We start from the raw sequence: 26,706 nt of genomic DNA, 5'->3' as shown, positions 1-26,706 counted from the left end.
GAGGAAAAAAGATGCAAACCGTGATTGATATTCAGCATTTAAATAAATCGTTCGGCAGCCATGAGGTTTTAAAGGACATCAACTTTTCTGTCAAAAAAGGCGAAGTGGTCAGCATCATTGGATCATCAGGTTCAGGTAAATCGACGCTTCTCCGCTGTGTGAATCTACTCGAGATGCCCAGCGGCGGGCAAATCATTTACAATGGCGAAAACATCCTTGATGATAAGCATGACCTGTTCCTTTACCGCCGGAAACTCGGCATGGTGTTCCAGCAGTTCAACCTGTTCAATAATCATAATGTGCTGAACAATTGTGTCGTCGGCCAGGTGAAGGTGCTGAAGCGGTCCAAAGAAGAAGCCGAAAAGGTGGCCATGAAGTATCTGAAGGTTGTCGGAATGGATAAGTATATTAATGCGAAACCGCACCAATTGTCAGGCGGCCAGAAACAGAGGGTCGCTATTGCCAGAGCCCTGTCGATGGAACCAGATGTGATGCTGTTTGATGAGCCGACTTCCGCGCTTGATCCGGAAATGGTCGGGGAGGTCCTTAAAGTCATGAAGGATCTGGCGGAATCGGGGCTGACGATGCTAATTGTGACACACGAAATGGAATTTGCCCGTGAAGTGTCCGACCGCGTCGTCTTTATGGACAAAGGCGTGATTGCCGAAGAAGGACCGCCGGAACAGATTTTCAGCAATCCAACCCAGGAGCGGACGAGGGAGTTTTTGAAAAGGACGCTGCGGGAGTTTTAAAATAGTCGAATCAATTTCAAAGAGACGAAGCTGTGCCAAAAGTAACCTTTTGGCACAGCTTTTTTTATGGAAAAAATAGGGCTTCCCGAATCTGACAACGAGCTGTCACAAATTTGTCATATTAATCAACAATAAAGCCGGCTTTCAATCTCAAACTCCCTATTCTATCGTTTTTTTCTATGTTTCTAAAAAAACGGGACAAAAAGGATGAGGGATACTCCCTATTTGAATTAGCGTAAAAGACACTCTTTGTTCATTGTTTCACAATCTTTCTTTTCCTATAGTAAAAACTAAGGAGAAGCAGAGGAGAGATGGACCAATGATAATGTTACAGCAAGAGAGACAGGTGGTTTCCGGGGTTATTTCCATTTTTGCCGACCTATTTAAATACCCAGATCAGCACGTATGGGAAGCATGCATGTCAGGAGGGCTATTGGATGATCTAAAGAAAGCCGCGATACATCTGACAGGGAATCCCGATTGCGCAAATGAAATAAAAGGGTTTCCAGCCGAACTAGGGGAATTGCAGGAAATCTATTTAAACAGCCTGGGCGGCCCTGCACTACCGGTCGAGTCCGTTTATAAAATTTGGACAGCCGATTCGGATTGCTCAATGCCTTTTGCAAAAAGCAAGGGTTATCTCCTTGGCGACTCAGCTCTCCATATCCGTTACATATTAACAGAGTTTGAGATGGCTATTTCACAAGACTATGAAAACATGCCCGATCATCTGGCCATTTTACTTGAAATGCTTGCCTACTTTTGGGATAACTGCGTCCCTGAATTCACATACCAGTTTCTTGAGGACCATTTCGACTGGCTGGATGAACTTGCCTCAGCCCTTGCCGCTTTGCCGGAACACTCTTTTTATCTGGCAATCACCCGGCTCCTCCAGCAGGTGTTAAGGGCAGCGAAAGCGAACCTTCAAGAAGCTTTTTAAGGAACTTTTCCGTTCAAATCATAAAGGAGGGCTTGAAAATGCTTGATTCAAAACTATCAAGGCGCGGATTTATTAAAGCGTCCGCAGCCACCGCGGTACTGGCTTCAGCAGGGACCGCCGGCTTTCAGGAGTGGAGCGCCAACTATGTAAAAGCCGGGGAGAAGGCGGAGATTAAAAAAGTCGCCAGTACATGTAATGGCTGTTCCAGTAAATGTGGAATCATTGGCTATGTGAAAAATGGCCGGTTATGGAAACTGGAGGGCCATCCGGACCATCCTTATTCAAAAGGGAAGCTATGCGCGAGGGGCCATGGGTATGCGACTCTCGTTTATTCAAAGGACCGCTTGACCCAGCCCCTTAAAAGGGTCGGGGAAGGAAAATTCGAGCCGATTTCCTGGGAGCAGGCCTACAAGGAGATTGCTGAAAAACTCACCGGCATCATCAACGAAAATGGACCAGCGGCAGTTGCCCTGACAGAAGACCCAAGAGCAACCGGGAAATTTTATTCGCCAAGGTTCATTCAGGCACTTGGCTCGCCCAACTACTATACCCACCATGTCGTATGTTCGAATTCACGCGACGCCGGCTTTTTGCATACCCTTGGGGTGACTGCGACTAGTGCGGACATCGGTGCTGCTAAATATATCATGTTCATAGGCAGAAGCTACGGGGATGCCATCCGTCCAAGCTCCGTCCAGTCACTGGCAGAGGCGAAGGAGAATGGTGCGAAAATCGTCATTGTTGATCCTCGGCTTAACAATACAGGCAATTTCGCGAATGAATGGCTTGCCATCCGCCCGGGTACCGACTTGGCATTAGTTCTCGCCATGTCCCATGTATTAATTAAAGAAAGTCTCCAGGATATGGAGTTTATTAAAAACTATTCGATTGGATTTGAGGAGTACGCCAAGGAACTGGAAAATTACACTCCTGAGTGGGCGGAAAGCTTAACTGGCATAAGTGCGGATACAATTACCCGCATTGCTATTGAAATGGGGAAAGCAAAGCCAAAAGCGCTGATCGAGCAGTCATGGCGGGGCGCGTTTGGATGCAACTATGAAAATAGCACTGAAACGGGCCGCGCAGTAGCCATGTTCAACGCCTTGCTAGGAAATATCCAGCAAAAAGGCGGCAGTGTGATCGGCGGGAAAGTAAAGCTTGGAAAACTTGATCCTGAAAAGCATCCGAACCCGAAAGAAATAGACTTCAAAAAAGCGGGCGTGAAGGAATTCCCGCTTGCTTATGAAGAGAATGGCGTTGCCACAATCGTGGCTAAGGAAGCGATGGAAGGCAGGATGAAGGCGGCGATTTATTACCATTCCAACGCCGCGCTTGGCTACGGGAATCCGAAATATATGAAAGAAGCCCTATCGAAGCTTGATTTAGTAGTGGCAATCGATGTCCAAATGTCTGAAACAGCATTGCTGTCCGATTATGTCCTCCCGGATGTCACTTACATTGAAAGGGATGAATTGATTGAAGGACTGTCCGGCAAGACGCCGGGAATTGCCCTCAGACAGAAGATGGTTGAAAAGGTCCATCCGAAGACAAAGCCGATTGATGCCATCTACACAGAACTTGCCCAGGCATGCGGAGTTGGCCAATATTTCAATTTCAGCCTTGATGACATGAATGAGGCTATGCTTGCCCCTACCGGGATTAGCTATAAGGAACTGAAGGAAAAAGGGACAATCATGTTTCCTGGTGAGGCGATTGAACTCGGCGTCATGCCCGAACTGAAAACGCCTTCGAAAAAGGTTGAATTCTATAGTGAAACATTCAAGCAGGCAGGCTTCTCTCCGGTCGTCAAATGGGTCGAGCCCAAAGTGAACCCTGAGAAGGAATCATTCCGGCTGATTACCGGAAAGCAGGCGATACACAGCCATACACAAACAGCGAATATCCCTATCCTCATGCAAATTACCAAGGATTATGACCTTGAAAGGATTTGGATCAATCCAATCCGTGCAAAAGCTCTTGGGGTAAAGGACGGCGATTTGGTTGAAGTAAAGTCGTCCGAGGCAGTAAGTAAAGTAAGGGCAAAGGTGACCGAAAGAATCCATCCGGAAGCGATTTTTGTGCCGAGCCATTACGGAATAACATCCAAAATGCAAAAAACAGCCCAAGGTATAGGGTTCGGTTATATGGAACACGTCCCGTTTGATTTCGAAGCGTGGAGCGGAGCCGGCAATATCCAGGAAGTAATTGTTAAGGTCAGGAAGGTGAAAAGCTGATGGCGCGCTATGGAATGATGATTGATACAAGGAAATGTGTTGGTTGCTATGCATGCCGCGTAAGCTGCCAGATGCAGAATGAACTTCCGGTTGAAGTGAGCTTTATCAAATTTCATGAGAAAGAAACCGGGATTTTTCCGAATGTTAGGAATGAAATCATGCCAGTTCAATGCCAGCATTGTGAGGATGCTCCATGTGAGAGCGTCTGCCCGACAAAGGCGACGTATACGACGGAGGAAGGAATCGTTCTTGTCGATCCCGATAAATGTATAGGCTGTAAATACTGCATGGTCGCCTGCCCATACCAGGCGAGGACCCAGGACCATCTGACAGGTGTCGTTGAAAAGTGCCGCTTCTGCTCAGAACTTGTCGCCGAAGGCGGACAGCCAGCATGTGTCAGCACGTGTATCAGTAACGCGAGGATTTTCGGCGATTTGGATGATCCAAACAGTGAAGTATCAAAAGCGATTGTAAAGTATAATGCAAAGCCGTTAAGGCCTGATTTAGGAAAAGCAAAAATATATTATGTGAGGTGAAGATAAATGGTTTGGGGAACAATCATTGCCGCCTATTTATTTCTTGCGGGCCTTAGTGCCGGAGCCTATCTGACTTCAACCTACGTGTCGCGCAGATACCCTGAAGCAGCCGCAATCCGGATTACGGGGAGGCTGATCAGCCCTATTTTGATGGGGATAGGATTGCTCCTTCTTATTGTTGATGCGGAGGCGGGGCTTAAAAATCCGTTAAGATTTATATACTTGTTTACAAACTTCAAGTCCGTCATGACGATAGGAACGTATTTTATAAGCTTTTTCATGGTTGCGGCGGCCTATACGGCGTTAATGGAAGTGTTGAAAAAGGAAGTCAATAAGTTTATCGAATACATCGGCGGGGTCTTTGCGCTTGGCACAGCCATGTATACGGGCTTTTTGATTGGCGTCATTACAACCGTCCCGCTTTGGAATACAGCTATCCTTCCTGTTTTGTTTGTCGTGTCGGCTCTTTCTACAGGAATCGCGGGAACACTCTTGGTTGCCGGATTTATCGATAAAAAATCGCTGCATCATATTTTGTCTGTCAAAAAGATCCACCTTTCGCTGCTCGGAGCAGAAGTATTTCTCATCTTTACGATGTTCCTGATTACTTCAACGGCAAATGAAGCCGCTGCTGAATCAGTTGCCTCCCTGTTGTCAGGTGAATACAGTATGCTATTCTGGATTGGCCTCGTAGCCATTGGCCTTCTGCTCCCGATCGCTGTCGAGTCATTTGAACTGATGAATGTCCGAAGAATGAAGAAAACGCCGGCCGGGCTGGAAGTGGCCGCGGCAGGAGGAGCCGGCATTGCCGGAACGGTAGTGACTGAGGCAGCTGTATTGGTCGGTGGTTTCATTCTCCGTTTCCTGCTTCTTTCAGCAGCCGTCCCTATCACGTTCTTGTAAAAAGTAACACAGCCTGGGCCATCCGGCTCGGGCTTTTTACATTTCGTTCATGTAATGTTTCTTTTCTGTGGAAAATCAATGGCAGAAAGGATGATAAAATGAAATTAACAACAAGTGTCGAAATTTCTTGGGGGAATCAAATTGAAATTATCAACTGTGGTCCTTGGGGAAATTATTAATGCTCTGCCGACGGGAATCATTTTGATGGATTCAGACAGAGTCATTCTATATATGAATGACTCCGCCTTGACGATGACAGGCTGGGAACCAGGCCAGTCGGTCCCTTATTGTGCTTATTGCGGACAAAGGGAGGTTGAGAATGGGGAAAACCGCTGCATTCTTACAAATGAAGATCCGCTTCCTTTCTTTAATTCCCATATGGCTGTTTATTCAGGAATCCAGGAACCCTTCGAAATGTCTTTAAAGAAAATAATGAAAGAGGGTGAGTCGTTTTATATTCTCCATTTGCGGCCGCCGGTTGAAAATGAAAATAGTGAAAAGGCGAAATTCCATGAACTGCTTGTCCACGAAACAATCCATGCACAGGAAGCAGAACGGCGGAAAATAGCGAGGGAGCTTCATGACCATATCGGACAAAGTGTTTACAGTATCTTTCTAGGTCTAGAGGGCATCAAACATATTGTGAGTGATGAAAAATATGCAGTCCATTTAAATAACATGATTGCTGTGATGGAAAAAACACTGGATGATATTAAAGGTTTAACAAAAAACCTCCGGCCGGATGCCATTTACCATCTCGGATTAAAAGAGGCGTTAAAAGAAGCAGTAAGGGACTGGGAAAAGTTTTATCAAATTGACATCTTCCTTGAAACTATAAATTTCCATGATAAAAATATCGGACAAGTGGCTGAACTGAATTTATTCAGGATTATCCAGGAGGCTGTCAATAACGCGGTAAGGCATGGGAATGCTTCGGCCATAAAAATTAAACTTAAATCCGCCGGTAGGAATATTTTTTTCCATATTGAAGATAACGGGGCGGGTTTCGAGATAGAACGGCAGAAAAATAATGGCCTCGGGCTGAAGCATATGTATGAGCGCTGTTTAATGCTGAACGGAGATATTAGATGGAACAGTACGATTGGCGGGCCGACAAAAGTCGAAGGCTTTGTCGGCCCGCAGGGAGGTGGAAATAACGATGAACCTTCTGATTGTTGATGACCACGAGATTGTCCGGGACGGTCTTTCAATGATCATGCAGCAAGCATATTGTATAGATGAGGAAAGAAAGGCATCAAATGGTTATGAAGCTATTGGCATATCGGAAACCTTTCCGGCCGACCTGGTGCTTTTGGATATTTCCATGCCGGGCGGACTGGACGGGCTGGAGACTTTGGAAAAAATGCGAAAGCTTTTGCCAAAATCCAAAATTGTTATTTTTTCAATGTTTGAGGATATTGGATTCCAAAGGAAAGCGTATCTCACAGGAGCGGACGGGTATTTAATCAAGCAGCTTAAAAGAGATGAAATGATTCGGTCCATTGACGAAATTTTAGCGAACAGGAAAGTGTTCAACAAAATAGTTTTCAAGCAAAATGATCGGCCGGAAACGGAGGAAATACTCGAACTTCCCATTTCCAAGCGGGAAAAAGAAGTATTCGTTCTTACTGTCATGGGATATACCTTAAAGGAAATTTCCGAAAGGCTTGGTATTACTCCAAAAACAGTCGATAATCATCGATATAAAATCGGTGAAAAACTTGAAACGCAAAAAAGGCGTGACTGGGTCGAATTGGCCAAGGTCTATCATATTCTTTAAGAACATTTTGCTGAAAAAATGAGATATTTTAAAGAAAAAATAAATATATTGTCAAAAAATTAAGACAAAGGTTGGCAATAGTGTAAAAGTCCTTGTATAATAATGTCAGATGATAAAATAGACCCAGGGCAACTTATTTGAAAAGATAAGAACGCAAAGCTAAAGGGGCTAAAGCAGTGCTCTGCTATGCCAGCCAGCTGCAGATAATAAGGCCCTATACATATAATACGGGTCTTTTTTATTATACTTTTTGACATTTGAAAGGGGTAGGAATGTTGAAAAAGGTATTAGCGATTTTGTTCACAGCAGTATTGGTTTTGGGACTAGGTTCTCCCGCTTGGGCGGCTGAAGATGCCGACATTGCTAAAGGGCTTCAGCTGATTGAAAAGACCAATAAGGAAATTGACAAAAAAATTGAAAAAGCTGTCGCAAAAGCCGATCACCTTCAGGCAGAATACCTCTATGATGTTCGAAAGATAGAAGAGGGCGATAAAGTAGTAAAGCTGAAGAATGAGAAAGAAAAGGCAGAAGCGGAACTTGAGGCCAATAAAAAGGATGCCGGCAAAGTAAAAAAGCTGAATGAAAAGATTGCTGATTTAGAGAAAAAAATGGCTGAACAACAAAGAAAAATTCAGGAAAAAATAGATGAAATCCATATGGATATCGAGGAAGCAACACTCGAATTGATGGATGCTGAAGGTAAAGATGCCAAGAAGCTGGAAGAGAAAATCAAGAAATTGAATGAAAAGCTGAACAAACGGTCCGAAATGTATGCAGAAAAGACGCAAAGATACACGGAGAAGCTAGAAGCTATTATTAAAGGTGTTTACGAAGAAACCCTCCAAATGTCCGCCGAAACAATCGAAAAGGCAGCCGAGTACGGCATCATTGCCGAATGTGAATGGAAGCTTGTACGCTTCGCAGATCAATGGGTTTGGATTGATCCGGTCCGGGTTATTAAAATAACAAAATGAATAATTAATGATGCAATTGATAGAATTGTCTGAATAGGATATTATAGAGATAAGATAACGAGTCTAATAATATAGGCTCGTTTTTTTGGGTCCACAGGGTGAGGTGAAGCGGGTGGCATTTACTATTGGCAAAAAAGGTTCGGTTATAGAAGAAGTTTCGTTTGAAACATTTAATATAGGGTTACTTGCCCGCGGGGATGGAGTAGAATGTATGATTCAAACCATTTCTGGTGAGAATTACTTCTATGTTTACCCAAGCGATAATCCAAATGTAATGGAATTCTTTTATATTATTCAGGGTGAAATGATCTGTGAGTTTGAGGGGGAAAAGATTAAACTGGGCCCAGGTGATTATTATTCTGCCATAGATTTGAAAGAGCCGGTCCATTTTATAACTCTTACTAATGTTACTTATCTATGGGTAATTACAGAACCAGCTTTTTACCAGTTAAGTGAAAGCCTTTCACATCTAAAAGAAATTGTTGATGAAGTGGAAAAAAAGGACCGCTATACATATAAACATAGTGACCGGGTTTCAGAATATGCGATGAAAATTGCTAAAAAGTTAGTGTTTCCAAAAGAAAGACTTGAGAACCTTTATATTGCATCTTTGCTGCATGACATAGGCAAAATTAATATCCCTACAGAAATCCTGAACAAACCAGACAAATTGACGGATAAGGAATTCGAGATCGTCAAAAAACACCCTGCTGATGGAGCGGAAATGGTGAAGGAACTTTATTATAAGGAGATTTCCACTATCATTGCACAACATCACGAAAGGCTGAAAGGGCAGGGGTATCCGAATGGGTTAAAAGGTGAAGAAATTCTCCTCGAAGCACGGATTATTGCCGTCAGTGACACATTCGATGCGATGACGGAGGACCGGGCCTACCGCAAAGCATATGCCGTTCAAGATGCGGTTGATGAATTGAATCGACTTGTGGATACCCATTATGATAGAAAAGTAGTAGAAGCGTTTATGGAGGTTTTGAAAGAAGAGGGACGGATTTGAAGGTCGATTTTGCAAAAGAAAAAGGAATCAATCCTTGAGGCGGATTGATTCCTTTTGTGCTATTTCAAACTAATTTCTACAGAGTAGAATTTGCCGTCGTCAAGCTTTATTGTAATCTGATAGGTGCCAGTTGGAAGGCCTTTTGTGCTTAAATTGAAGATATATTGATTATCCTTGGCATCATACCTGAACAGGTTGCCGGTTGTAGCCGCGCTTGTGGAAACGGCCTCTTGCTCGTTACCAGTCACAAGATTGCTAACCTTATCAAAATAGATTTTTGCCTCGGATATGCTAACAAAATTACCATTTGCATCCTTCAACTGAAACTTAACAGGAACCGTGCTGCCGGCTTTGAAAATGCTTTTGCCATCCTTGTTGATAGGTTGAAGGATTCCGCCGAAGTTGTATTCAACCGTGTAATTGAATGTACTTTCAACTTTATTCCCGGCGTTATCGATGGCGGTTATTGTAATCACCTTTTTGCCCGGTTTGGATGTATCGATTGTTCCGCTGTCTGGGGTTTCAAGACCGGATAGTGCATCTGATGCCGTCCAGGTAACGGGCTGGTTTAGCGTGTAAGTTCCGCCGTTTACAAAATGAATGACAGGATCAGTTTTGTCGATATTGATGTCGGAAACTGTAGTCGAAGCTTCATTTCCAGCTTTATCAAAGGCAATGCCATCTACAGATTGGTTTTCACCTTCACTCAGGATGATAGAGTCGGTGACGGTATCAACTCCAGATAAATCATCTTCTGCCTTAAAGCTGATAGTGACATCGTCTTTGTACCAGCCTGCATCATTAGGCTTCCGGTCTGCAGAGCCGCTGATTGTTGGGGCAGTTTTATCAAGACTGATTTGAATGCTGCCGGTGCCTACGTTCCCTGCTTTATCATAAGCTGTTCCGGTAATTTGATGATCCTTTCCTTCTGTGCTCACTGTGACAGGTCCGTCAACCGAGGCCACGCCTGATCCGCGTTCATCAGATGCAGCGAAACTTACAGTGACATCGTCTTTATACCAGCCGTGCTTGTTGGCAGGCCTGTCAGCCGTAGCTGTAACTACCGGTTTAATAGTATCATAGAAATAGCTGAACCCTACTGCCTGGCTCACATTGCCTGCGGCATCCTTGGCTGTTAAGAAAACTGTGTTGGTGCCTTCAATTGTAGAAGGCATGGCAACTTCATGGGGACCAGCAGAATATTTGCCAGCCGGTGAATTGTTTATTGTTACCTCTGAAGCCTCATCCAACGAAAAAGTAAAAGTCCTGGGTAATGAGGATTCATTATAATATCCGCTTGGCTCATTAATTAAGGTAAGAGCCGGAGCGGTCGTATCCGGGTTAACCACTTGGATGGTGACTATGTCAGCATACTTGTTCCTAACTTGGCTGTTGCCGGTTTCCACATTTGATTTCATGCTAACGAGTATAGAAAGGTTACCTGCGGGAGTATTTGCGGGAATCGTATAAGATAATTCTATGGTTTTCTCTATATTGAATTCATTAGCACGAAAATCCAGAGTAGCGTTATGCTGTGTTTGTCCCCCAAGATTCAGTGTAACTATTGCTGCCTCTGTATTATTCCCTCCTCCATCCGGAGTTAGCCATACTCTTACAGGTACTTTTATTGTATCCCCTGGCTTTCCGGAAGCGACACCACTGCTTTGTTCAGCCGCCAGTTCAGCGTTTAGCTCTCCTTGCGCCAAGGCCGCTCCCAGCGGAAGTAACCCCGAAATCGATAGTGCCGTCAGCGAAATTAACGCTTTTCTTTTAAACCCTTTTAATCCTTTTCTCATTAACACTCATCTCCCCTTAACAAATTATTATTAAGAGGGCCGGTTACACTACTAGCTCCATATAGCCTAAGTGTCCAGGTAGAGGCTATACTTCAACGCTTCCCAAGGATAAAGGATAATTGTTTATATTTACTGCAGCAGAATTCCGTTCACATACAATCCGCCTGTTGTTGAAACTAGCTCAACTGACTCAACAATATGGCCGGAATTCCCTGGGTATTCATCACCGACTTTAGGAATTTCACCAGAAGACGTAACAGAATCAAATTTATTGAGGATAAAGCCGGTGACCTGCTTTTTATTCCTTGCATCATAGCCGACAACAGCATCCACGGATGAAGTTCTGTTATGGGTTACTTCATGGGTTTTCATACCTCTGGTTCCTTCTCCTGTAATCCAGCTAACTGTAACCTCATACTTAGTTTCCGTTACATAAGTAAACTTTAGAGTGTCTGCATTTTTTTGCAGATCGGCGTTATTCCATCCCAATGCTGTCTGAACATCCCCTTTGCCAGCAAATCCCGCGCCGGTTACCGGATCAATAGTTACCGCTGCAAATGCGGAACTTGCCAAAATCCCCATTGCCAGTGCTCCTGCTGCCAGTCCTGAAAAAAGCTTTTTCATTCTTTCATCTCCCCTTAATAATATTGTTTAATAAGAGGGCCGGTTACACTAATAGCTCCATATAGCCCAAGTGTCCAAGTAAAGGCTATATATCAACGCTTCCCCAAGTGGATTGAATCGAATAAAATCCACCCAACTGAATGAGACAACGATGTGAGAAATTAATTATATTCTCTATATCGAACTCTCCTTGTAAGAGCAATTATAAATTAAACTATTGTTTAACGGTACATTTTCTCTTCGACAGAGGCTTTGGAGTGTTCGACAGGATTCTTAATAAGGAACGTAGTTCAAGGGGTGGCCAAGAAGGGGAAATTTTGCAAAAAAAAGACAAGCACTGAATAATGTCAGTACTTGGAAAATGGGAAATAGTATCCCAGGAGGAGAAATGCCGGAAAGGAAGGCTGTACCTTTCCGTACGATAACTATAAATTAAACGATAGTTGAATTGTATATTATTCGATAGACAAAATATGCGGGGAAGGGCAGTTTTTGTAGAAAAGTAATCATTAAAAACGATCGTTTTTTTCAGTAAGATAAGGGAAGATTGATGCAATAACTACGAGGGAGGAGAGCGGTATGCCGAAACTCATCCAAAAGTATTCCTTCCTGGCGTTCCTTTTACCGGCTATAGTCTTAACAACCGCATTTATTACGATTCCTTACGAATTTGAATGGGGAATTTTATTATTCCTCACTATTATGGTCGTTTTTGACAAAGTAAATTTAAAGGTATTTGCCGGCTTTGGCTATTCTTTTTTTAATGTTATCCTGTCACTCATTATTTTCGATCGTTTCACGATTGTGTACGGCTTCCTCTATCTTTTAATAGACTGCATGTTGTCGATTCTTATGCAAAAAAGCGGCAGGCTGCAATCCCATTTGTCGCTGTTGTCTATTTATATCATCATCATCGTTATCTGCAATGAAATTTATAACGGGTACTCTGATAAGGATTACCTGGCAAGATACTTAATATTAATGCTTATGCTATCGCTGAGTGTCATTTTTAAATATATTTATGTGTATATTGAGACAGGCGCGGCAACGACAAAGCTTTTCCTGGACCGGTTTGCACCGATGCTTTTTGAACTAGTTGTGGTATTTCCGATCCTGTCTTTTTTCGATCATCTGGAAACCAATCTTGTCCTCATTCTCTTCCTGTCCTACTATACGTTCATTGGCTGGTTCCATAAAAAATTCATGGCAATCAACCAAACGAATATCGATTTGCTGACAAGTGCGTTTGCTGAAAAATATGAAATTCAATTCATTTTTATGAATTTGTCTGGGATGAAGGGGATATATCATGCTGGAAAAAACATTATTTTCATAGAGGAGGCTCTTGATTATCCCGAGCAATTGCAGACAATCATCCATGAAGTATTGCATCTGCAATTAAGGAAATTTAAGTTTCCTGCAAAATTGGAAGAATGTGTGGTTACCATTTTTGAAGCGGCCCTCAGCTGGCATTGCATCATGACCGCCAAACACAAAAAAGCACTGGAATAGAAGAGTGGAGAAGGAGGCAGACATGGCAACACCACTGGGAATGGAACTGAGGAGGCTCAGGATTGAAAAAAAGCTGCGGCTCGAGGATGTTGCGAACGGGACGGGAATTACCCTTCAATATTTGAGCATGCTTGAAAAAGGTGACAGGAAATCGGTCTCTTTTGAAATTATGGCTGATATTTCGAGGTTTTATGGCGTCCCCCTCGACTACTTTGCTGAATTCATAAAGGAGGAACAGACAAGGCCGCTTTCTGACATCGAAATCATGCTATGGCAATCAATAAACGAAAAAGTCCGTGATGAAATTTATTATAAAAAGGGAAAATCATTAAAAGATCTTTTTTCAAAACTGTTCAAATAACGTTAAAAAGCCGTAATCGCATAAAATGCGAATACGGCTTTTTGTCATCTATAGTGGCAAATCCCTCTTTTTAAAAGCATAACGCCAGCTGTAAAAGCGAGCAGGCCAATCAGGAACAAGAATGTGCACGATTGAAACACTTCAACCTTGTCGCTGACAATATCAGATGGGGCATAAAGCGAATAGATAGTGGGGCTCCGCAACCAGTCAATTTTTCCCCTGATTTTCCCGACAAGGCCAGGCTGAAAAATCCGAAGGCAATCGCTCCGGAAATTCCGAGTGACAATTTCTCGTCGTACGAAAGGGAAGAAGTCAGGAAAGAGATTCCCCCGACCGCGATGAATAGGAAAAAGGCGCCTAAATAGAAGCTCGATGCCCAGTTCCAATCAAATCCAAATTGGGACAGCAAGCCGCCGAAACCCAATTGCCCTGTCCCGGGGGTCGGCCACAACCTAATGAATGAGCAAAATAAACAGACGGCCACTTGTTTTTTACCTCCCGAATGAAAACGCAAGTAACATCCCCTTGTTTCATAAAAAAACAGGCAGCCAAAGCTTGGCTGCCTGTTTCTATAATTAGTCGCGGACGGTTTCGAGGGCGACTTCGATCATGTCGTTGAAGGTGGTTTGGCGTTCTTGGGCTGTTGTTTGTTCGCCGGTCAGGATGTGATCGCTGACGGTGAGCAGGGCGAGTGCTTTTACGCCGAATTTGGCTGCCAGGTAGTATAATCCGGCAGATTCCATTTCGACTGCGAGGACTCCGTGTTTGCCCAGGTTTTTGAATTCATCAAGGCTGTCTGTGTAGAAAAGATCAGAAGAAAGAACGTTTCCTACGCGGATGTTTAGTCCTTTTTCTGTGCCGATTTCATACGACTTCTTTAACAGTCCAAAGTTCGAGATTGCCGGGAAATCATAACCCGGGAACTTGCTGCGGATGATATTAGAGCTTGTCGCTGATGCTTGAGCAGCGATGACGTCACGGATTTTTACATCATCCTGGATCGCTCCGCATGTGCCGATACGGATCAGGTTTTTCGCTCCGTAGCCTTCAATAAGTTCTTGGATATAAATCATGGCAGACGGCATACCCATGCCTGTGCCTTGGACTGAAACGCGGTTGCCCTTATATGTTCCAGTATAACCGAGCATTCCACGGACGTTGTTATAACAAACGGCATTTTCAAGGAACGTTTCTGCTATATATTTCGCGCGCAGGGGATCCCCTGGCAGCAGAACGGATTCTGCAATTTCTCCGGCTTTTGCTTCAATATGAAAACTCATTGACATTCCCTCCATCAATAAAAATTCGAAAACGGTTTCACCATGCAAAAATACTACCATACCTGCATTTTAATATCTGTTAACAGGCCAGCCTCCAAAATGTGAACCAGTTAACAGTTTTAACGTTAAGAGGCTAACTGAAAACAAGCGCTTACATTGGTATAGTATTTTCAACGCAGGCTAGAGATTATACCATTTTCGGAGGGTTTGAATTTCTTCCGTTTCCTCGCAGAGGGCTTCAAGCTTTTTTAAATCCTTGATATAAAAGTGCTTGTCGCGTATATCGATCAGCTGCTCATCCTGAAAGTCATTCAATGTTTTGGAAATGGACTCCCTTGTCACTCCAAGCATATTGGCCAGAAGGGTTTGATTGATTTTCATTTCAATTTTGTAACCGTTGTCAGACTCTCGGCCGAAATTGAAGTAAAAATCAATAATCAGGTTTGCCACTTTTGTCCGTACATCATAAAAAGAGAGGTAGCGGATAAGCCTATTTAGGATTCGCAACCGTTCTGCAAGGATTTTATAGGCTTTATGAAGGACGGATGGATGCTTCGTGGCGATTTCAAGGAAGTCATGCTTTTTGATCTGCCAGACTGACACGGGTTCAAGTGCCTCTACAGAGGAAATCCTGTAGGCCTCATTTGATAGCGCTTCAACTTCGCCAATTATGTCGCCTGGAGCCGCGATACTGAGGATAATTTCCTTTCCTTCGTGAAGGCGGTAAACCTTGAGCATTCCGGAGCGGATCAAGTACACATCTTCATCTTCATCATTTTCGAACATAAGGATGTGATTCTTCTTAAAATGCCTTTCCTTCAGCTTGACTGTTATATCCTGAAGGACATCTTCGGAAAGATCGGAGAAAATCGGAAAGTCTGAGAGGGTTGAAATCATGAGTTTTTATTCCTTTCAAAAGAACTTTCTGGCTGTATACCGGGCGTAAAGCAAATATGAAGGTTTACAAGAAAACATTATATCAGAATCGGATACCGGGAACAGGGCATTTTACTTCAAGCAGACCTTAAAAGAGAATTTCACCGTTAGTATCACCACATAGAAAACATGACATTCCGAAGAAAAAGGAATGGTTTTTCATTTGTGGTTAAAAATAAATTGAAAATAGACAAACGGAGGAAACCATCATGAAAAAATTCAGAACAGTCGTCGTTCCAATTTTACTCATCCTTTCTTTGCTCCTCACTGCCTGCGGACAAAACAACAATGCGGGCAAGGGCGGAAATGACGGAGAGAAAAAGCTGAAGGTCGGTATGGTTACGGACTTAGGCAGCGTAAATGATAAATCCTTTAACCAAAGTGCATGGGAAGCACTGCAAAAGCTGAACAAGGACCATGGATTTGAAGTCAAATACCTTGAGCCGAAAACAGATGCGGATGTTATGCCAAACCTGCTTCAATTCGTAAAAGGAAATTATGATCTGACTTGGGCTACTGCCTTTACACTTGCTGATGCCGTGTCACAGCTTGCAAAAGAAAATCCGGATGCCAAATTCGGTATTGTCGACTCTGATCTTGTTTTGCCAAACGTAGCTGCTGTTTCCTTTAAAGAGCAGGAAGGCGCTTATCTTGTTGGGGTTATTGCAGGTCTTACAACAAAAACAAATAAGATCGGTTTCGTCGGTGGAATGGACATCCCGGTTATTAAGCGATTCGAGGTTGGTTTCAGGGAAGGAATTAAAGCGGTTAACCCTGATGCCAAACTGATTGTTAACTATACGGGTCTTTTCAACCGTGTCGATATGGGTAAATCGGCTGCTTCTACCATCTACAATGATGGCGCGGATATTATCTTCCATGCGGCAGGCCTTACAGGCAACGGAGTTTTCAACGAAGCGAAAGAACGCAAGAGCAAAGGCGAGAATGTATGGGTAATCGGGGTCGACAAAGACCAGTCCTTGACATTTGGGGATGATGTAACGCTCACATCGATGATTAAGAAGGTAGACGAAGCAGTTTATCAAATTTCCATGGACCTCGCTGAAGACAAATTCCCAGGAGGAAAAGTGACTCTGATGGGACTGAAAGAAAAAGGTGTTGATATCGCGCCTACCTCGAAAAAGAACGTAGCACCTGAAGTTTTAGATAAAGTTGAAGAATACCGCCAAAAGATTATTGATGGTGAAATTGTCGTTCCGTCCAAATAATGACGGGCTTGTCCCCTGGCTTTATGAAAGTCGGGGGACAGACACTTTAGTGGGGAGTGAACCATTATGGCAAATGCCGACATCGCATTAGAGTTAAAAGGAATCACAAAGAGATTTCCCGGCGTTGTAGCCAATGATTCAATTAGTTTTCAGCTGAAGCGAGGAGAAATACATGCGCTGCTAGGTGAAAATGGAGCCGGTAAATCAACCTTGATGAGTATCGTTTTTGGGTTGTATCAGCCGGACGAAGGAGAAATTTTTGTGAACGGGCAGCCAGTCAATATCGACAGCCCGAACAAAGCCATTGACCTTGGAATTGGAATGGTTCACCAGCATTTTAAGCTTGTCGAGCCATTTACTGTTACGGAAAATATTATTTTGGGCATGGAACCGAAAGCCGGCCTGAAAATTGACTATAAAGGCGCAGTGAAAAAAGTTAAGGAACTTTCGCAAAAATACGGGTTCGATATTGATCCGAATGCGACAATCGAGTCGATTAGTGTTGGGATGCAGCAAAGGGTTGAGATTATTAAAACTCTCTACCGCGGAGCCGACATCCTTATTTTTGACGAACCGACCGCGGTCTTGACCCCTCAGGAAATAAGCGAGCTGCTTGTCATTATGAAAAAGCTGATTGCCGAGGGAAAATCGATCATTCTGATCACCCATAAATTGAAGGAAATTATGGAGATTGCCGACACATGCACGATTATCCGACGCGGGAAGGTAGTCGAAACTGTCCGGGTAGCAGAGACAAATCCGCAGGAGCTCGCAGAGAAGATGGTTGGCAAAAAAGTCAGCTTTAAAACGGACAAAACACCGGCAGATCCAAAAGAAGTTCTATTAGACGTGAAGGATTTGGTTGTGCAAGGTTCCTCAACGAACAGAAATGCCATCGACCATCTTTCCCTTTCTGTACGCGCAGGGGAAATTGTCGGCCTTGCAGGGGTCGATGGGAATGGCCAGTCTGAATTGATTGAGGCTCTTACGGGTATGCTCGAGGTAAAATCCGGTGAGATTCTCTTGAATGGCAAAAATATCGCCAATCAGCCTCCTCGGGCAATTTATGAAGCGGGCGTTTCCCATATACCGCAGGACAGGCATAAACACGGCCTGATATTGGATTTCACGGTCAGCGAGAATACAATTTTGCAAACATATTACCGGCCTGAAATTACCCAGCATGGCTTTATTAACCAAAAGGCTATGGATGAAATGGCCTCACGGTTGATTGAGGAATTCGATATCCGTACTCCTGGAGTGGAAACACAGGTCCGCTCCATGTCCGGAGGAAACCAGCAAAAGATTATCATAGCCCGTGAAATTGACCGGAATCCCCAGTTTCTAATTGCGGCGCAGCCAACCCGCGGGCTGGATGTCGGGGCAATTGAGTTCGTTCATAAGCAGCTGATTGCACAGCGTGACGAGGGGAAGGCCGTGCTGCTTGTCTCATTCGAGCTGGAAGAGATCCTCAACGTATCAGACAGGATCCTTGTTATCTCGGAGGGCAGAATTGTTGGTGAGACAACTCCTGAGACGACAAGTGACCAGGAACTTGGCCTCATGATGGCGGGAAGACATAAGGGAGATGAAACAGATGGAAATGATCGCTAATCTATTTAAAAGAAAATCCTGGGTCGTTCCGTTTGTCGCGATTATTCTGGGCCTTCTTCTCGGTGCCCTGGTGATGGTTGCCGGGGGATATGACCCGGTTCTTGCTTATAACTCCATGCTATGGAAGATTTTTGGCAGCAGTTATGATATCGGGGAAGCATTACGGACGATTACCCCGCTAGTACTGAGCGGGCTTGCGGTTGCAATTGCCTTCCGTTCCGGGCTCTTTAACATCGGTGTGGACGGGCAAATCGTCATGGGCTCGCTCGGTGCACTGATTGTTGGTACCCAACTCAGCCTTCCTCCTGTCATTCATGGAATAGTAGCCATCCTTTTCGGCGCGCTTCTAGGCGGAATCTGGGGCGGCTTGATTGGCTATATAAAGGCGAAAAGGGGCGTCAATGAAGTCATAACCTCAATCATGTTTAACTTCATCGCTCTTTACATCGCCAACCTGATGATCCGATTATTTATGGCACAGGCAGGTACGCAGCGCTCGGAGATGATTAAGGAGTCGGCGAATATTCAAATTGGCTGGCTGTCCGGCATCATGGGAGGGGCGCGAATCCATTGGGGATTTTTCATAGCCGCCGCGGCTGTCATTTTCTATCATATTTATATCAATAAAACAAAATGGGGATATGAACTTAGAGCTGCTGGCTTAAACCAGCATGCGGCCAAATTCGCCGGCATGAAAGTATCCAACGTCATGGTCCGGGCCATGTTTATTTCCGGGGTACTAGGCGGCCTAATAGGTACATTTGAAGTTCTCGGCGTCTTTAAATACGTGGCACTCAGCTCGGTAACCTCAGGCCTTGGCTTTGATGGAATTGCCGTTGCCTTATTAGGCGCCAATACAGGCTTGGGAGTTTTATTGGCGGGCGGTCTTGTCGGGGCCCTCACTTACGGTTCCCAGGGGATGAGCTTCGGGGCGAATGTTCCTGGTGAAATCGTCCGGATGGTCATTGGGTTCATTATTTTCTTTGTAGCAGCGCCAGGTATCGTGAAGTCACTGATTCCTCCATACTCCAAGAAGAAGAAGGAGGCCTAAGGTATGGATATTCTTGCAAATCTCCTTAATGGCACATTGGTTTTCTCGACAGCCCTGATTTTTGCCGCTTTAGGCGGGCTTATCTCCGAGCGTTCAGGGGTAATTAATATTGGTCTGGAAGGATTTATGGTTTCCGGGGCGTTTTTCTCCGCAATCATCGCTTATTATGCGGAAACGGCCGGGATGGGCAGCTTGTCACCTTGGCTTGGGTTGCTCGGAGCATTTGTTTTTACGACAATCTTTTCATTTATCCATGCCATCGCATCGATAAAATATAAAGCGAACCAGGTGGTAAGCGGTGTCGTTATTAACATATTGGCCGCAAGTTCAACTTTCTTCTTTGTTAAAATGATTTTTCAGGGTTCTGCGGAAACGCCAATGCTTACAAATGTTTTCCACAAAGTGTCCATTCCTTATTTAAGTGATATTCCGTTTATCGGAAAGGTATTTTTCAATGCTTATCCGACGACGTATTTGGCAATTGTAGCTGTTTTCATCATTTACTATTTCATGTTCAAGACATCGGCCGGGCTAAGGCTGCGGTCGGTCGGCGAGCATCCTAGCGCCGCTGACACAGCAGGCATCAAAGTAAACCGGACTCGTTATATTGCTGTCATTCTTAGCGGCTCGCTTGCAGCGCTCGGCGGCGCTACGATTGTTCTGACATCTAACAGCAATTTCGCCTTTAATACTATATCCGGACAAGGCTATATCGCCCTTGCTGCAGTTATTTTCGGGAAGTGGCATCCGGTTGGCGCGATGCTGGCCGCCTTATTCTTCGGTCTCGCGCAGGCAGTCAAGGACCAGTTCCAGATTTTCGATTTTGCTGCCAGCATTCCAAACGAAATATTCTATATGCTTCCATACGTATTGACATTGTTTGTGTTAATCGGTGCTGTCGGGCGTTCCCGCGCGCCTAAAGCACTTGGGGAACCGTACGATGTGGGCAAAAGATAATCTTGGCAGTCGACTGATGCGCAATGGTATCATCAACATTGAACAGTAGAAAGCCTTGCAAATAAGAGCCGGGCATCGCGAAAGATACCCGGCTCTTTAAGCATTGAGGTGAACTTTAATAGTGAATAAAATATTTAATATACAGGCGGAACAGACAACCATACGGCAAGAAATGCTTGCCGGGCTCACCTCTTTTATGACGGTTGCCTATATTATCGTTGTCAACGGAGCGATTTTGAATACAGCTGGCATGCCTTACGAAGCGGTCACGCTCGCAACGCTTATCTGCTGCTTCGTCGGCTGCATGCTGATGGCGCTATGGGCCAACTCGCCGCTCATCATAGTTCCCGGAATGGGGGACAATGCCTTTTTTGTCTTTACGCTTGTGCTTTCCTTCGGCCTGACGTGGCAGCAGGCGCTTGCGGCGGTTTTAATAGCGGGTTTGGTATTTATCGCAGCGGCCTTTACAAAAGGTGCAGTGTATTTATCGAAGTCGATTCCCGCATCGATGGTTCATGGCATGACCGCGGGAATTGGGCTGTTCATTGCGTTCCTTGGCTTGAAAAACGGCTGGCTCATTGTCGCGAGCGAGGGGACTTTCGTTAAACTGGGTGACTTCGGAGACCCTCACGCTCTGACGACGGTGCTGACCCTTTTGGTCGTCCTGCCGCTCTTCCTGCGAAATGTAAAAGGCAACTTTTTAATTGGCATTATTTCCGGTACCATCATTGGCGGGATCCTTGGCATTGTCGACTTCTCGCCGCTCCGTGATTTCAGTATTTCATTTGGCGGCTACGATAAAATCTTCTTTGCCTACGATTTCAGCCAGATCAGTACAGTGAATTTCTGGACTGCCGTCTTTTCGCTTTCCATGGTCATCATTTTTCAAAATATGGGCGCCCAGCTCGGGATGCTGCCCGATAAATCGAAATTCGAGAAGTCCTTCCAAGCGAATTCCGTCTCGGTTGCCCTCGCTTCCCTTTTCGGCTGCAGCCCGACAACAACCGCGGCTGAATCCGCGACAGGGATTGCCGCTGGGGGAAGGACTGGGTTAACGTCTTTTACAACAGGTCTATTGTTTATTCCGGCTTTATTCCTGGTGCCTTTTTTCAAAATCATTCCGAACGAGGCAATCGCTCCGGTGCTCATCATTGTCGGCTGCCTCATGGTCCAAAGCCTGAAACAGATTCCATTTGATGATTTCACTGAAGCTTTCCCGGCCTATCTCATGCTGGCCGTGATGCCGCTCACCTTCAGCATCGCCAACGGAATCGCATTCGGTTTCATTGCCTACCCAATCGTAAAGCTCGTCACCGGCAAGAAACAGGAAGTATCCGTGACGATGTACGTCATCGCCTTTTTCTTCCTCCTGTATTTCATACTCGGCGCCATCTGACGCCACAAATCGAAAGACAGCCGTTTGCCTGAGGGCGCGGCTGTCTTTTTTTTGCAAAAATTATAAAGCTTCTTTAATCGTCTTCTTATAATACTGGACGGAGAGGACCCCGAATACAGAATAAAGGGCGGTATATACGGCCATCACCGCCAACATCGGCGTCCATAACTCTGACCCGAAAAAGAACCAGCCGGACTGGACGGCGAAATAGCCGTGGAGAAGACCGATGGCGAGCGGGATTCCAAAGTTAAATAATTGCTTTGCCCTTACCCCTTTAAGAAGGTCGCCTTGGGTGAAGCCGAGCTTTCGAAGAATCGTATAATTTGGCTTCTCATCCTCACTTTCATCCATTTGCTTAAAGTAAAGGATACAGCCGGAAGTAATCAGGAAAGTCAGTCCGAGAAAGCCGACAATGAACATTACTAGGCCGAAAATCATTTTCTGTTGGTCGGCCATTTCAAATCGTGAATCCGAAAAGGTTGCAAAATCAACCTTTTTAAAGAGAGTGTTGGCTTCATTGTATTTGTCCTTATCCTTGATTGTAATCCCGATATAAAGCGAAGATTCCTTCTGCTGGTCCGCAACCTGGTCTTTGGCCAGCTGATCAAAAACACTTTGATCAACAATAGCCACCGGGGCACCGCCTCCGTTAAAGCGAAAGGAAATATAGTGCCCGTCCTTCATTCCGAGATAAGTTAGCGGAATCGTCTTTTGTTTCCCCTTAAGCTTAATTCTCCCGGAGTCTTTCATCGGCATGAACTTCTTTAGGGCATCATTATAGCTTGTGAAATACGTTTCTCCTGGAGGCAGATTCGCACCTTTTACATCCGCTTCGCTAATGACAGCGACCGGCATTGTAGATGGATCGCTATTCATATCCTCGAAGTTCGTTTCGAATACATCAGTCAAATCGGCATGGGCCATCACGACTGGGATTCTTTTTTCATGAAAGGGAATTCCGTTCTTTTCTAAAGCTTCTGTAAACGTTTCCGCGTCCTCTGTCGTCACAAAAGCAAAGTCTGCCGCTACGTTGTCCATCGCTGATTTCTCCGCTGAGTAATAGGAAATATAACTGAGCGAAAGGAGGCCGACTGCGAGTGCGGAAACGGTTGTGATCACCGTCAGCAGCAGTGCGTTCGACTTCATTCGGAACATGATGGCTGAAAGCGAAAGGACTTCATTAATGTTCAAATAACCATTTTTCTTATTCCTAATCAAGTGAAAGACAAAGCTGACGGACCCTTTGTAAAAGAAATAGGTGCCAATAATGACAGAGCCCAGGATAAAAATCATCGCGCCAAACAGTTCATTCATTGTCATAAAATCGCCGCTGAATAATTTTGAAGAAATAAAATAACCGGAGGCGATCAGGGCAATCCCCAAGATTCCCATTACAGCCTCCCAAACGGAAAGTTTCTTTGCCGTTGCTTCAGTTGAAGAGGTGACCCGGAACAGTGAAAGGATGCTTTGTCTTTTAATGAAAATTATATTCATCAACATCATTGCCATGAAGATAAGGGTGAAGACAACGACTGTCTGCAAAAGTGCATTCGGTGAAAAAGTCAGGGCAGCCAATTCTTCAACTTTAATAATTCTAAAGAGAATCAGCTTGACCAATTTTGAAAATGAAAATCCAACAAAAACGCCGATGGCTACTGAAGAATAATATAAAATGAAATTCTCCGCTGTAAGAATCCTTGAAATCCGCATCTTTGTCATGCCAATCAGCTGAAATAAACCAATCTCCTTGCTTCGCCGCTTCATAAAAATCCGATTGGCGAATAAAAGAAAGACCGTAACAATGGCAACTAGAAGGATGGAAGCTGCCCGGATGGCGGCAGCACCTTTTACAGAACCTTTCGCCTCATTCATGGACGGGTCGAATTGCAGGGTGACAAAGGCAAAATACAATGCGACGCTGAAAATTAATGCAAAGACATAGAGATAGTAATTTTTCAGATTTTTCCTCAGGTTCCGGAAGATAAGGGAATTAATGCTCATACCGGACACCGCCTAGGACACCCTGGGTTTTAATGATATCTTTAAAAAACGATTGACGTGATTCTTCGCCTTTGATCAGTTGTGAATAGATCTGTCCGTCCTTGATGAAGATGACTCTGCTGCAATAGCTTGCCGCTGCGGGATCATGGGTGACCATCACAATCGTCGCCTTGAGCTTGTCGTTTAATTGGCTCAGCTTGTTGAGTAGGTCGGAGGCAGATTTGGAATCAAGGGCTCCTGTTGGCTCATCGGCGAAAATGATGCTTGGCTCATGAATAAACGCTCTTGCCGCTGACGTGCGCTGCTTCTGTCCGCCGGATAGTTCATTCGGGTATTTATCTTTTATTTCATAAATGCCAAGTTCATCGGCCACTGCTTTAAACATTTCATCCGCTTCTTTTTTCGGCGTTTTCGTTATCGATAGTGGCAAAAGGATATTTTCCTTCACCGTTAACGTATCAAGCAAGTTGTATTCCTGAAAGATGAAACCGAGATGGTTTTTTCGGAATTCAGCGAGCTGTTTCTCTTTCATGCCGGTTATTTCCTTACCTTCAATTCGGATTGATCCTGCACTTGGCCGATCGATGGAAGAAAGGACATTCAGAAGGGTAGTTTTGCCAGACCCTGAGGCCCCCATAATACCGACAAACTCGCCTTTTTCGATCGAGATGTCCAGGTACTTCAATACTTCCTGCCTGTTAAAGCGATTGCCGTATGACTTTCCGAGCCTGGCTGCTTCCAGTATCTTCATTTTTTATACACACTCCTACTGTTTCGATAGCTTAATCTTACATTCTGCTATTTGGGCTTTCCTTCGATTCAGCTAACAAAACACGAAAAGCATGTGACATTTTTGTCACATGCCCGTAAGTTCTGTAAAGGCATTCCTTTTTGGAAAGACCAAAGTAAAGGTACTTCCTTTCCCCGGGAATGAGTGGGTTACAATTTCGATTTTTAAGGAATCGGCTGCTCTTTTTGCCAGATAAAGGCCCATTCCAGTCGCTTTATTGTCATGGTGCTTCGTTGTGGAGGTGAAGCCTTTTTCAAAAATACGGGGCAAATCCCTCGATGCGATGCCGCACCCACTGTCCTTCACCTCCAGAATTGCCTGTCCGCCGCGGAGATAGCTCCGGATTTCAATATCGGATGAATCGCTGTATTTAACAGCGTTTGTTAACAGCTGCCTAATAATGAAAGCGAGCCATTTCGCATCGGAAGTGATCTCTGCAACCTTCAAATCAACCTCGAAACCAATCCCTTTTTGCATGCACCATGACTGCAAGTTTTTAATCTCGGTATAGAGGACCGCTTTTAAATCGGTGTTTTCGATGAAGAGGTCATTTTCCATGAACGGCAGCCGCTTCTGATGGAGTTGCTGGTCGAGAAGCAGATGAATTCGGAGCCATTCGTATTGGAGACTTGCCTTTGCTGTCCGGTCTTCAAGCCGATCGATAATCAGCTGCATTGCTGTCAAAGGGGTCTTCACTTCATGAATCCATGATAAGAGTTCATCTTTTTCTTGCTCCAGTTTTCCGTGATTGGATGAAGTTTCGCGCTTCATATATTCAGTTTGGGCAATCAGGCTTTCAAAGGCCATTTTTTCAAAAGGGCTCGCCGGTTCGCTAATGTTTGTTAAATCCAGTGAGGAATCCATAAAGGAAAGGTTTTTGTAAAACCGGGTTTCCTTTTGAAAGCGGTAGAGCAAGAAAGGAATGAATATCGCTAATGATAAAAAGACAATATAAAGAACTGGCCTGAAGGGAATCGCTGGGTCAAGGTAGGCAATGAACAGGGCGAGTGCCTGGAGCAGGGTAACCAAGGAGATCCAGCTGCGCCTTTCAATCAGGAAAGCTTTTATCATAGCGACATACCTTCTTCGATCGCCATGTACCCTTGGCCAATCTTTGTTTCAATGAAATGTCCAAGGCCGATATCATCAAGCTTCTTTCTTAATCGGTTAATATTCACGGTTAGCGTATTGTCACTAACAAACCGTTCGTCATCCCAAAGTGCAGTAATAAGCTCTTCGCGGCTGACGATTTTGTTCTTTTGTTCAATCAGGATCTTTAAGATAAAGCTTTCATTTCGGGTTAATTCTACCAAGCCGGTCTCATTGCCGACTGTGCCTTTTTCAAAATTCAGGCTGGCACCGCACCAGACTTTCAGGGAAGCCGGCTGATCTGCAGCATAATTATGTACTCGTCGTAAAATGGCCTGGATTTTCGCAATCAGGACATCAAAGTGAAACGGTTTCTGGATAAAGTCATCAGCACCAAGCTGCATTGACATGACCATGTCGGCGGGATGGTCCCGGGATGAGAGGAATAAAATTGGCACGTTCGAATGGGCGCGGATAAGCCTGCACCAATGGAAACCATCAAATTTCGGCAATTGGATATCGATGATAACAAGATCTGGCTGAATGACGGTATACTCCTGAAGGACATTGCCGAAATCCTTGACCCCGTGTACCTCGTAGGACCACTGCGTTAAACGCTCCTTTATTTCGCCATACAATGTTTCATCATCTTCAACGAGCATAAGAGTAAACAAAACGTATCACCACATTTTTAACTTCTATTACTATTATTCTATAGCAACAATTATTCGGTTGCCAGATTTTACATGAACTGTGGGAGGGAGTTTCACATAAGGGAAATTGGAAGTTATATTCGCCTATATCGCAATAAAGGGGTGCTTTACTAGAAAGAAACGTTAAATGGAAATAAAAACACGAACAATACATATTGACTAAACAGTAACATTCGCTTATTATTGCATATGGTTCTTATATAAATATACTTTTTATGCCCAT

At 44.4% G+C, this 26,706-nt stretch carries 25 protein-coding genes and 3 riboswitches; of the genes, 17 read left to right on the top strand and 8 right to left on the bottom strand.

Annotated features, from left to right (window positions below; translation table 11 throughout):
* Positions 1-11: 11 nt before the first annotated feature.
* The 9 genes from BN1002_RS20545 (at position 12) to BN1002_RS20505 (ending at position 9,134) form a co-directional block, all read left to right on the top strand.
* Complete coding sequence (locus BN1002_RS20545) at positions 12-752, top strand: amino acid ABC transporter ATP-binding protein (protein WP_048827394.1); 741 nt, start codon at positions 12-14, stop codon at positions 750-752.
* A gap of 319 nt (positions 753-1,071) precedes the next feature.
* Positions 1,072-1,692: a TorD/DmsD family molecular chaperone gene (locus BN1002_RS20540; RefSeq protein ID WP_048827393.1), complete on the top strand. Its 621-nt coding sequence runs from the start codon at positions 1,072-1,074 to the stop codon at positions 1,690-1,692.
* 38 nt (positions 1,693-1,730) lie between these two features.
* Positions 1,731-3,926, top strand: a complete 2,196-nt coding sequence (locus tag BN1002_RS20535) for a molybdopterin-dependent oxidoreductase (protein WP_048827392.1) — start codon at positions 1,731-1,733, stop codon at positions 3,924-3,926.
* The gene (locus tag BN1002_RS20530; RefSeq protein ID WP_048827391.1) at positions 3,926-4,462 is read left to right on the top strand and encodes a 4Fe-4S dicluster domain-containing protein; all 537 of its coding nucleotides are present in this window, start codon (positions 3,926-3,928) and stop codon (positions 4,460-4,462) included. The genes BN1002_RS20535 and BN1002_RS20530 overlap by 1 nt, the downstream gene beginning before the upstream one ends.
* Positions 4,463-4,468: 6 nt before the next feature.
* Positions 4,469-5,365, top strand: coding sequence for an NrfD/PsrC family molybdoenzyme membrane anchor subunit (gene nrfD, locus BN1002_RS20525; protein WP_048827390.1), 897 nt, complete (start codon positions 4,469-4,471; stop codon positions 5,363-5,365).
* 141 nt (positions 5,366-5,506) lie between these two features.
* Positions 5,507-6,544, top strand: a complete 1,038-nt coding sequence (locus BN1002_RS20520; RefSeq protein ID WP_048827389.1) for a sensor histidine kinase — start codon at positions 5,507-5,509, stop codon at positions 6,542-6,544.
* On the top strand, positions 6,525-7,145 hold the full coding sequence (locus tag BN1002_RS20515) for a response regulator transcription factor (protein ID WP_048827388.1): 621 nt from the start codon (positions 6,525-6,527) through the stop codon (positions 7,143-7,145). The genes BN1002_RS20520 and BN1002_RS20515 overlap by 20 nt, the downstream gene beginning before the upstream one ends.
* A gap of 117 nt (positions 7,146-7,262) precedes the next feature.
* A riboswitch (cyclic di-GMP riboswitch) is annotated at positions 7,263-7,350 on the top strand.
* Positions 7,351-7,417: 67 nt separating this feature from the next.
* On the top strand, positions 7,418-8,119 hold the full coding sequence (locus BN1002_RS20510) for a PspC-like choline-binding domain-containing protein (protein WP_048827387.1): 702 nt from the start codon (positions 7,418-7,420) through the stop codon (positions 8,117-8,119).
* 112 nt (positions 8,120-8,231) lie between these two features.
* Positions 8,232-9,134, top strand: a complete 903-nt coding sequence (locus BN1002_RS20505; protein WP_048827386.1) for an HD domain-containing phosphohydrolase — start codon at positions 8,232-8,234, stop codon at positions 9,132-9,134.
* Positions 9,135-9,193: 59 nt separating this feature from the next.
* Here the strand turns inward: BN1002_RS20505 and BN1002_RS20500 are convergent, their stop codons facing one another.
* Together BN1002_RS20500 and BN1002_RS20495 are read right to left on the bottom strand one after the other, a co-directional pair.
* A complete protein-coding gene (locus BN1002_RS20500; RefSeq protein ID WP_048827385.1) occupies positions 9,194-10,930 on the bottom strand; it encodes a PxKF domain-containing protein in 1,737 nt (578 codons plus the stop codon).
* Between the two features lie 28 nt (positions 10,931-10,958).
* Positions 10,959-11,042, bottom strand: a riboswitch (cyclic di-GMP riboswitch).
* Positions 11,043-11,059: 17 nt separating this feature from the next.
* Positions 11,060-11,554 (bottom strand): hypothetical protein, encoded by a 495-nt coding sequence (locus BN1002_RS20495; protein WP_048827384.1) that lies wholly within the window; start codon positions 11,552-11,554, stop codon positions 11,060-11,062.
* Positions 11,555-11,582: 28 nt separating this feature from the next.
* Positions 11,583-11,666: riboswitch (cyclic di-GMP riboswitch) on the bottom strand.
* A 467-nt stretch (positions 11,667-12,133) separates the two neighbouring features.
* Between BN1002_RS20495 and BN1002_RS20490 the strand changes: the two genes are divergently transcribed.
* The 3 genes from BN1002_RS20490 to BN1002_RS20480 all read left to right on the top strand — a co-directional run bounded on the left by BN1002_RS20490 (position 12,134) and on the right by BN1002_RS20480 (position 13,792).
* Positions 12,134-13,066: a hypothetical protein gene (locus BN1002_RS20490; protein ID WP_048827383.1), complete on the top strand. Its 933-nt coding sequence runs from the start codon at positions 12,134-12,136 to the stop codon at positions 13,064-13,066.
* A 22-nt stretch (positions 13,067-13,088) separates the two neighbouring features.
* Entirely contained in the window at positions 13,089-13,427 is a 339-nt protein-coding gene (locus tag BN1002_RS20485; protein WP_048827382.1) for a helix-turn-helix domain-containing protein, read from the top strand.
* 131 nt (positions 13,428-13,558) lie between these two features.
* Complete coding sequence (locus BN1002_RS20480) at positions 13,559-13,792, top strand: hypothetical protein (protein WP_048827381.1); 234 nt, start codon at positions 13,559-13,561, stop codon at positions 13,790-13,792.
* Between the two features lie 210 nt (positions 13,793-14,002).
* Here the strand turns inward: BN1002_RS20480 and deoD are convergent, their stop codons facing one another.
* Together deoD and BN1002_RS20470 are read right to left on the bottom strand one after the other, a co-directional pair.
* On the bottom strand, positions 14,003-14,707 hold the full coding sequence (deoD, locus tag BN1002_RS20475) for a purine-nucleoside phosphorylase (RefSeq protein ID WP_048828095.1): 705 nt from the start codon (positions 14,705-14,707) through the stop codon (positions 14,003-14,005).
* 180 nt (positions 14,708-14,887) lie between these two features.
* Positions 14,888-15,604 carry a Crp/Fnr family transcriptional regulator gene (locus BN1002_RS20470; RefSeq protein ID WP_048827380.1) on the bottom strand — a complete coding sequence of 239 codons (717 nt, stop codon included), beginning with the start codon at positions 15,602-15,604 and terminating at the stop codon, positions 14,888-14,890.
* 248 nt (positions 15,605-15,852) lie between these two features.
* On the opposite strand from BN1002_RS20470, the gene BN1002_RS20465 reads away from it, so the two are divergent.
* The 5 genes from BN1002_RS20465 to BN1002_RS20445 all read left to right on the top strand — a co-directional run bounded on the left by BN1002_RS20465 (position 15,853) and on the right by BN1002_RS20445 (position 21,890).
* Positions 15,853-16,872 carry a BMP family lipoprotein gene (locus tag BN1002_RS20465; protein ID WP_048827379.1) on the top strand — a complete coding sequence of 340 codons (1,020 nt, stop codon included), beginning with the start codon at positions 15,853-15,855 and terminating at the stop codon, positions 16,870-16,872.
* 66 nt (positions 16,873-16,938) lie between these two features.
* Entirely contained in the window at positions 16,939-18,486 is a 1,548-nt protein-coding gene (locus BN1002_RS20460) for an ABC transporter ATP-binding protein (RefSeq protein ID WP_048827378.1), read from the top strand.
* A complete protein-coding gene (locus tag BN1002_RS20455) occupies positions 18,470-19,537 on the top strand; it encodes an ABC transporter permease (protein ID WP_048827377.1) in 1,068 nt (355 codons plus the stop codon). Before BN1002_RS20460 ends, BN1002_RS20455 begins: the two co-directional genes overlap by 17 nt.
* A 3-nt stretch (positions 19,538-19,540) precedes the next feature.
* Positions 19,541-20,494 carry an ABC transporter permease gene (locus BN1002_RS20450; RefSeq protein ID WP_048827376.1) on the top strand — a complete coding sequence of 318 codons (954 nt, stop codon included), beginning with the start codon at positions 19,541-19,543 and terminating at the stop codon, positions 20,492-20,494.
* Between the two features lie 118 nt (positions 20,495-20,612).
* Entirely contained in the window at positions 20,613-21,890 is a 1,278-nt protein-coding gene (locus tag BN1002_RS20445; protein ID WP_048827375.1) for an NCS2 family permease, read from the top strand.
* A gap of 60 nt (positions 21,891-21,950) precedes the next feature.
* On the opposite strand, the gene BN1002_RS20440 is transcribed toward BN1002_RS20445, so the two are convergent.
* From BN1002_RS20440 to BN1002_RS20425, 4 genes are all read right to left on the bottom strand, one after another.
* The gene (locus BN1002_RS20440; protein ID WP_048827374.1) at positions 21,951-23,891 is read right to left on the bottom strand and encodes an FtsX-like permease family protein; all 1,941 of its coding nucleotides are present in this window, start codon (positions 23,889-23,891) and stop codon (positions 21,951-21,953) included.
* On the bottom strand, positions 23,881-24,642 hold the full coding sequence (locus BN1002_RS20435) for an ABC transporter ATP-binding protein (RefSeq protein ID WP_048827373.1): 762 nt from the start codon (positions 24,640-24,642) through the stop codon (positions 23,881-23,883). The genes BN1002_RS20440 and BN1002_RS20435 overlap by 11 nt, the downstream gene beginning before the upstream one ends.
* 105 nt (positions 24,643-24,747) lie before the next feature.
* The gene (locus BN1002_RS20430) at positions 24,748-25,752 is read right to left on the bottom strand and encodes a sensor histidine kinase (protein ID WP_048827372.1); all 1,005 of its coding nucleotides are present in this window, start codon (positions 25,750-25,752) and stop codon (positions 24,748-24,750) included.
* Positions 25,749-26,432: a response regulator transcription factor gene (locus BN1002_RS20425; RefSeq protein WP_442853421.1), complete on the bottom strand. Its 684-nt coding sequence runs from the start codon at positions 26,430-26,432 to the stop codon at positions 25,749-25,751. Before BN1002_RS20425 ends, BN1002_RS20430 begins: the two co-directional genes overlap by 4 nt.
* Between the last annotated feature and the right edge of the window lie 274 nt (positions 26,433-26,706).

The organism is Bacillus sp. B-jedd, from assembly GCF_000821085.1.
Taxonomy (GTDB): domain Bacteria; phylum Bacillota; class Bacilli; order Bacillales; family Cytobacillaceae; genus Bacillus_D.
This window is presented reverse-complemented; position numbering and strand designations above follow the sequence as displayed.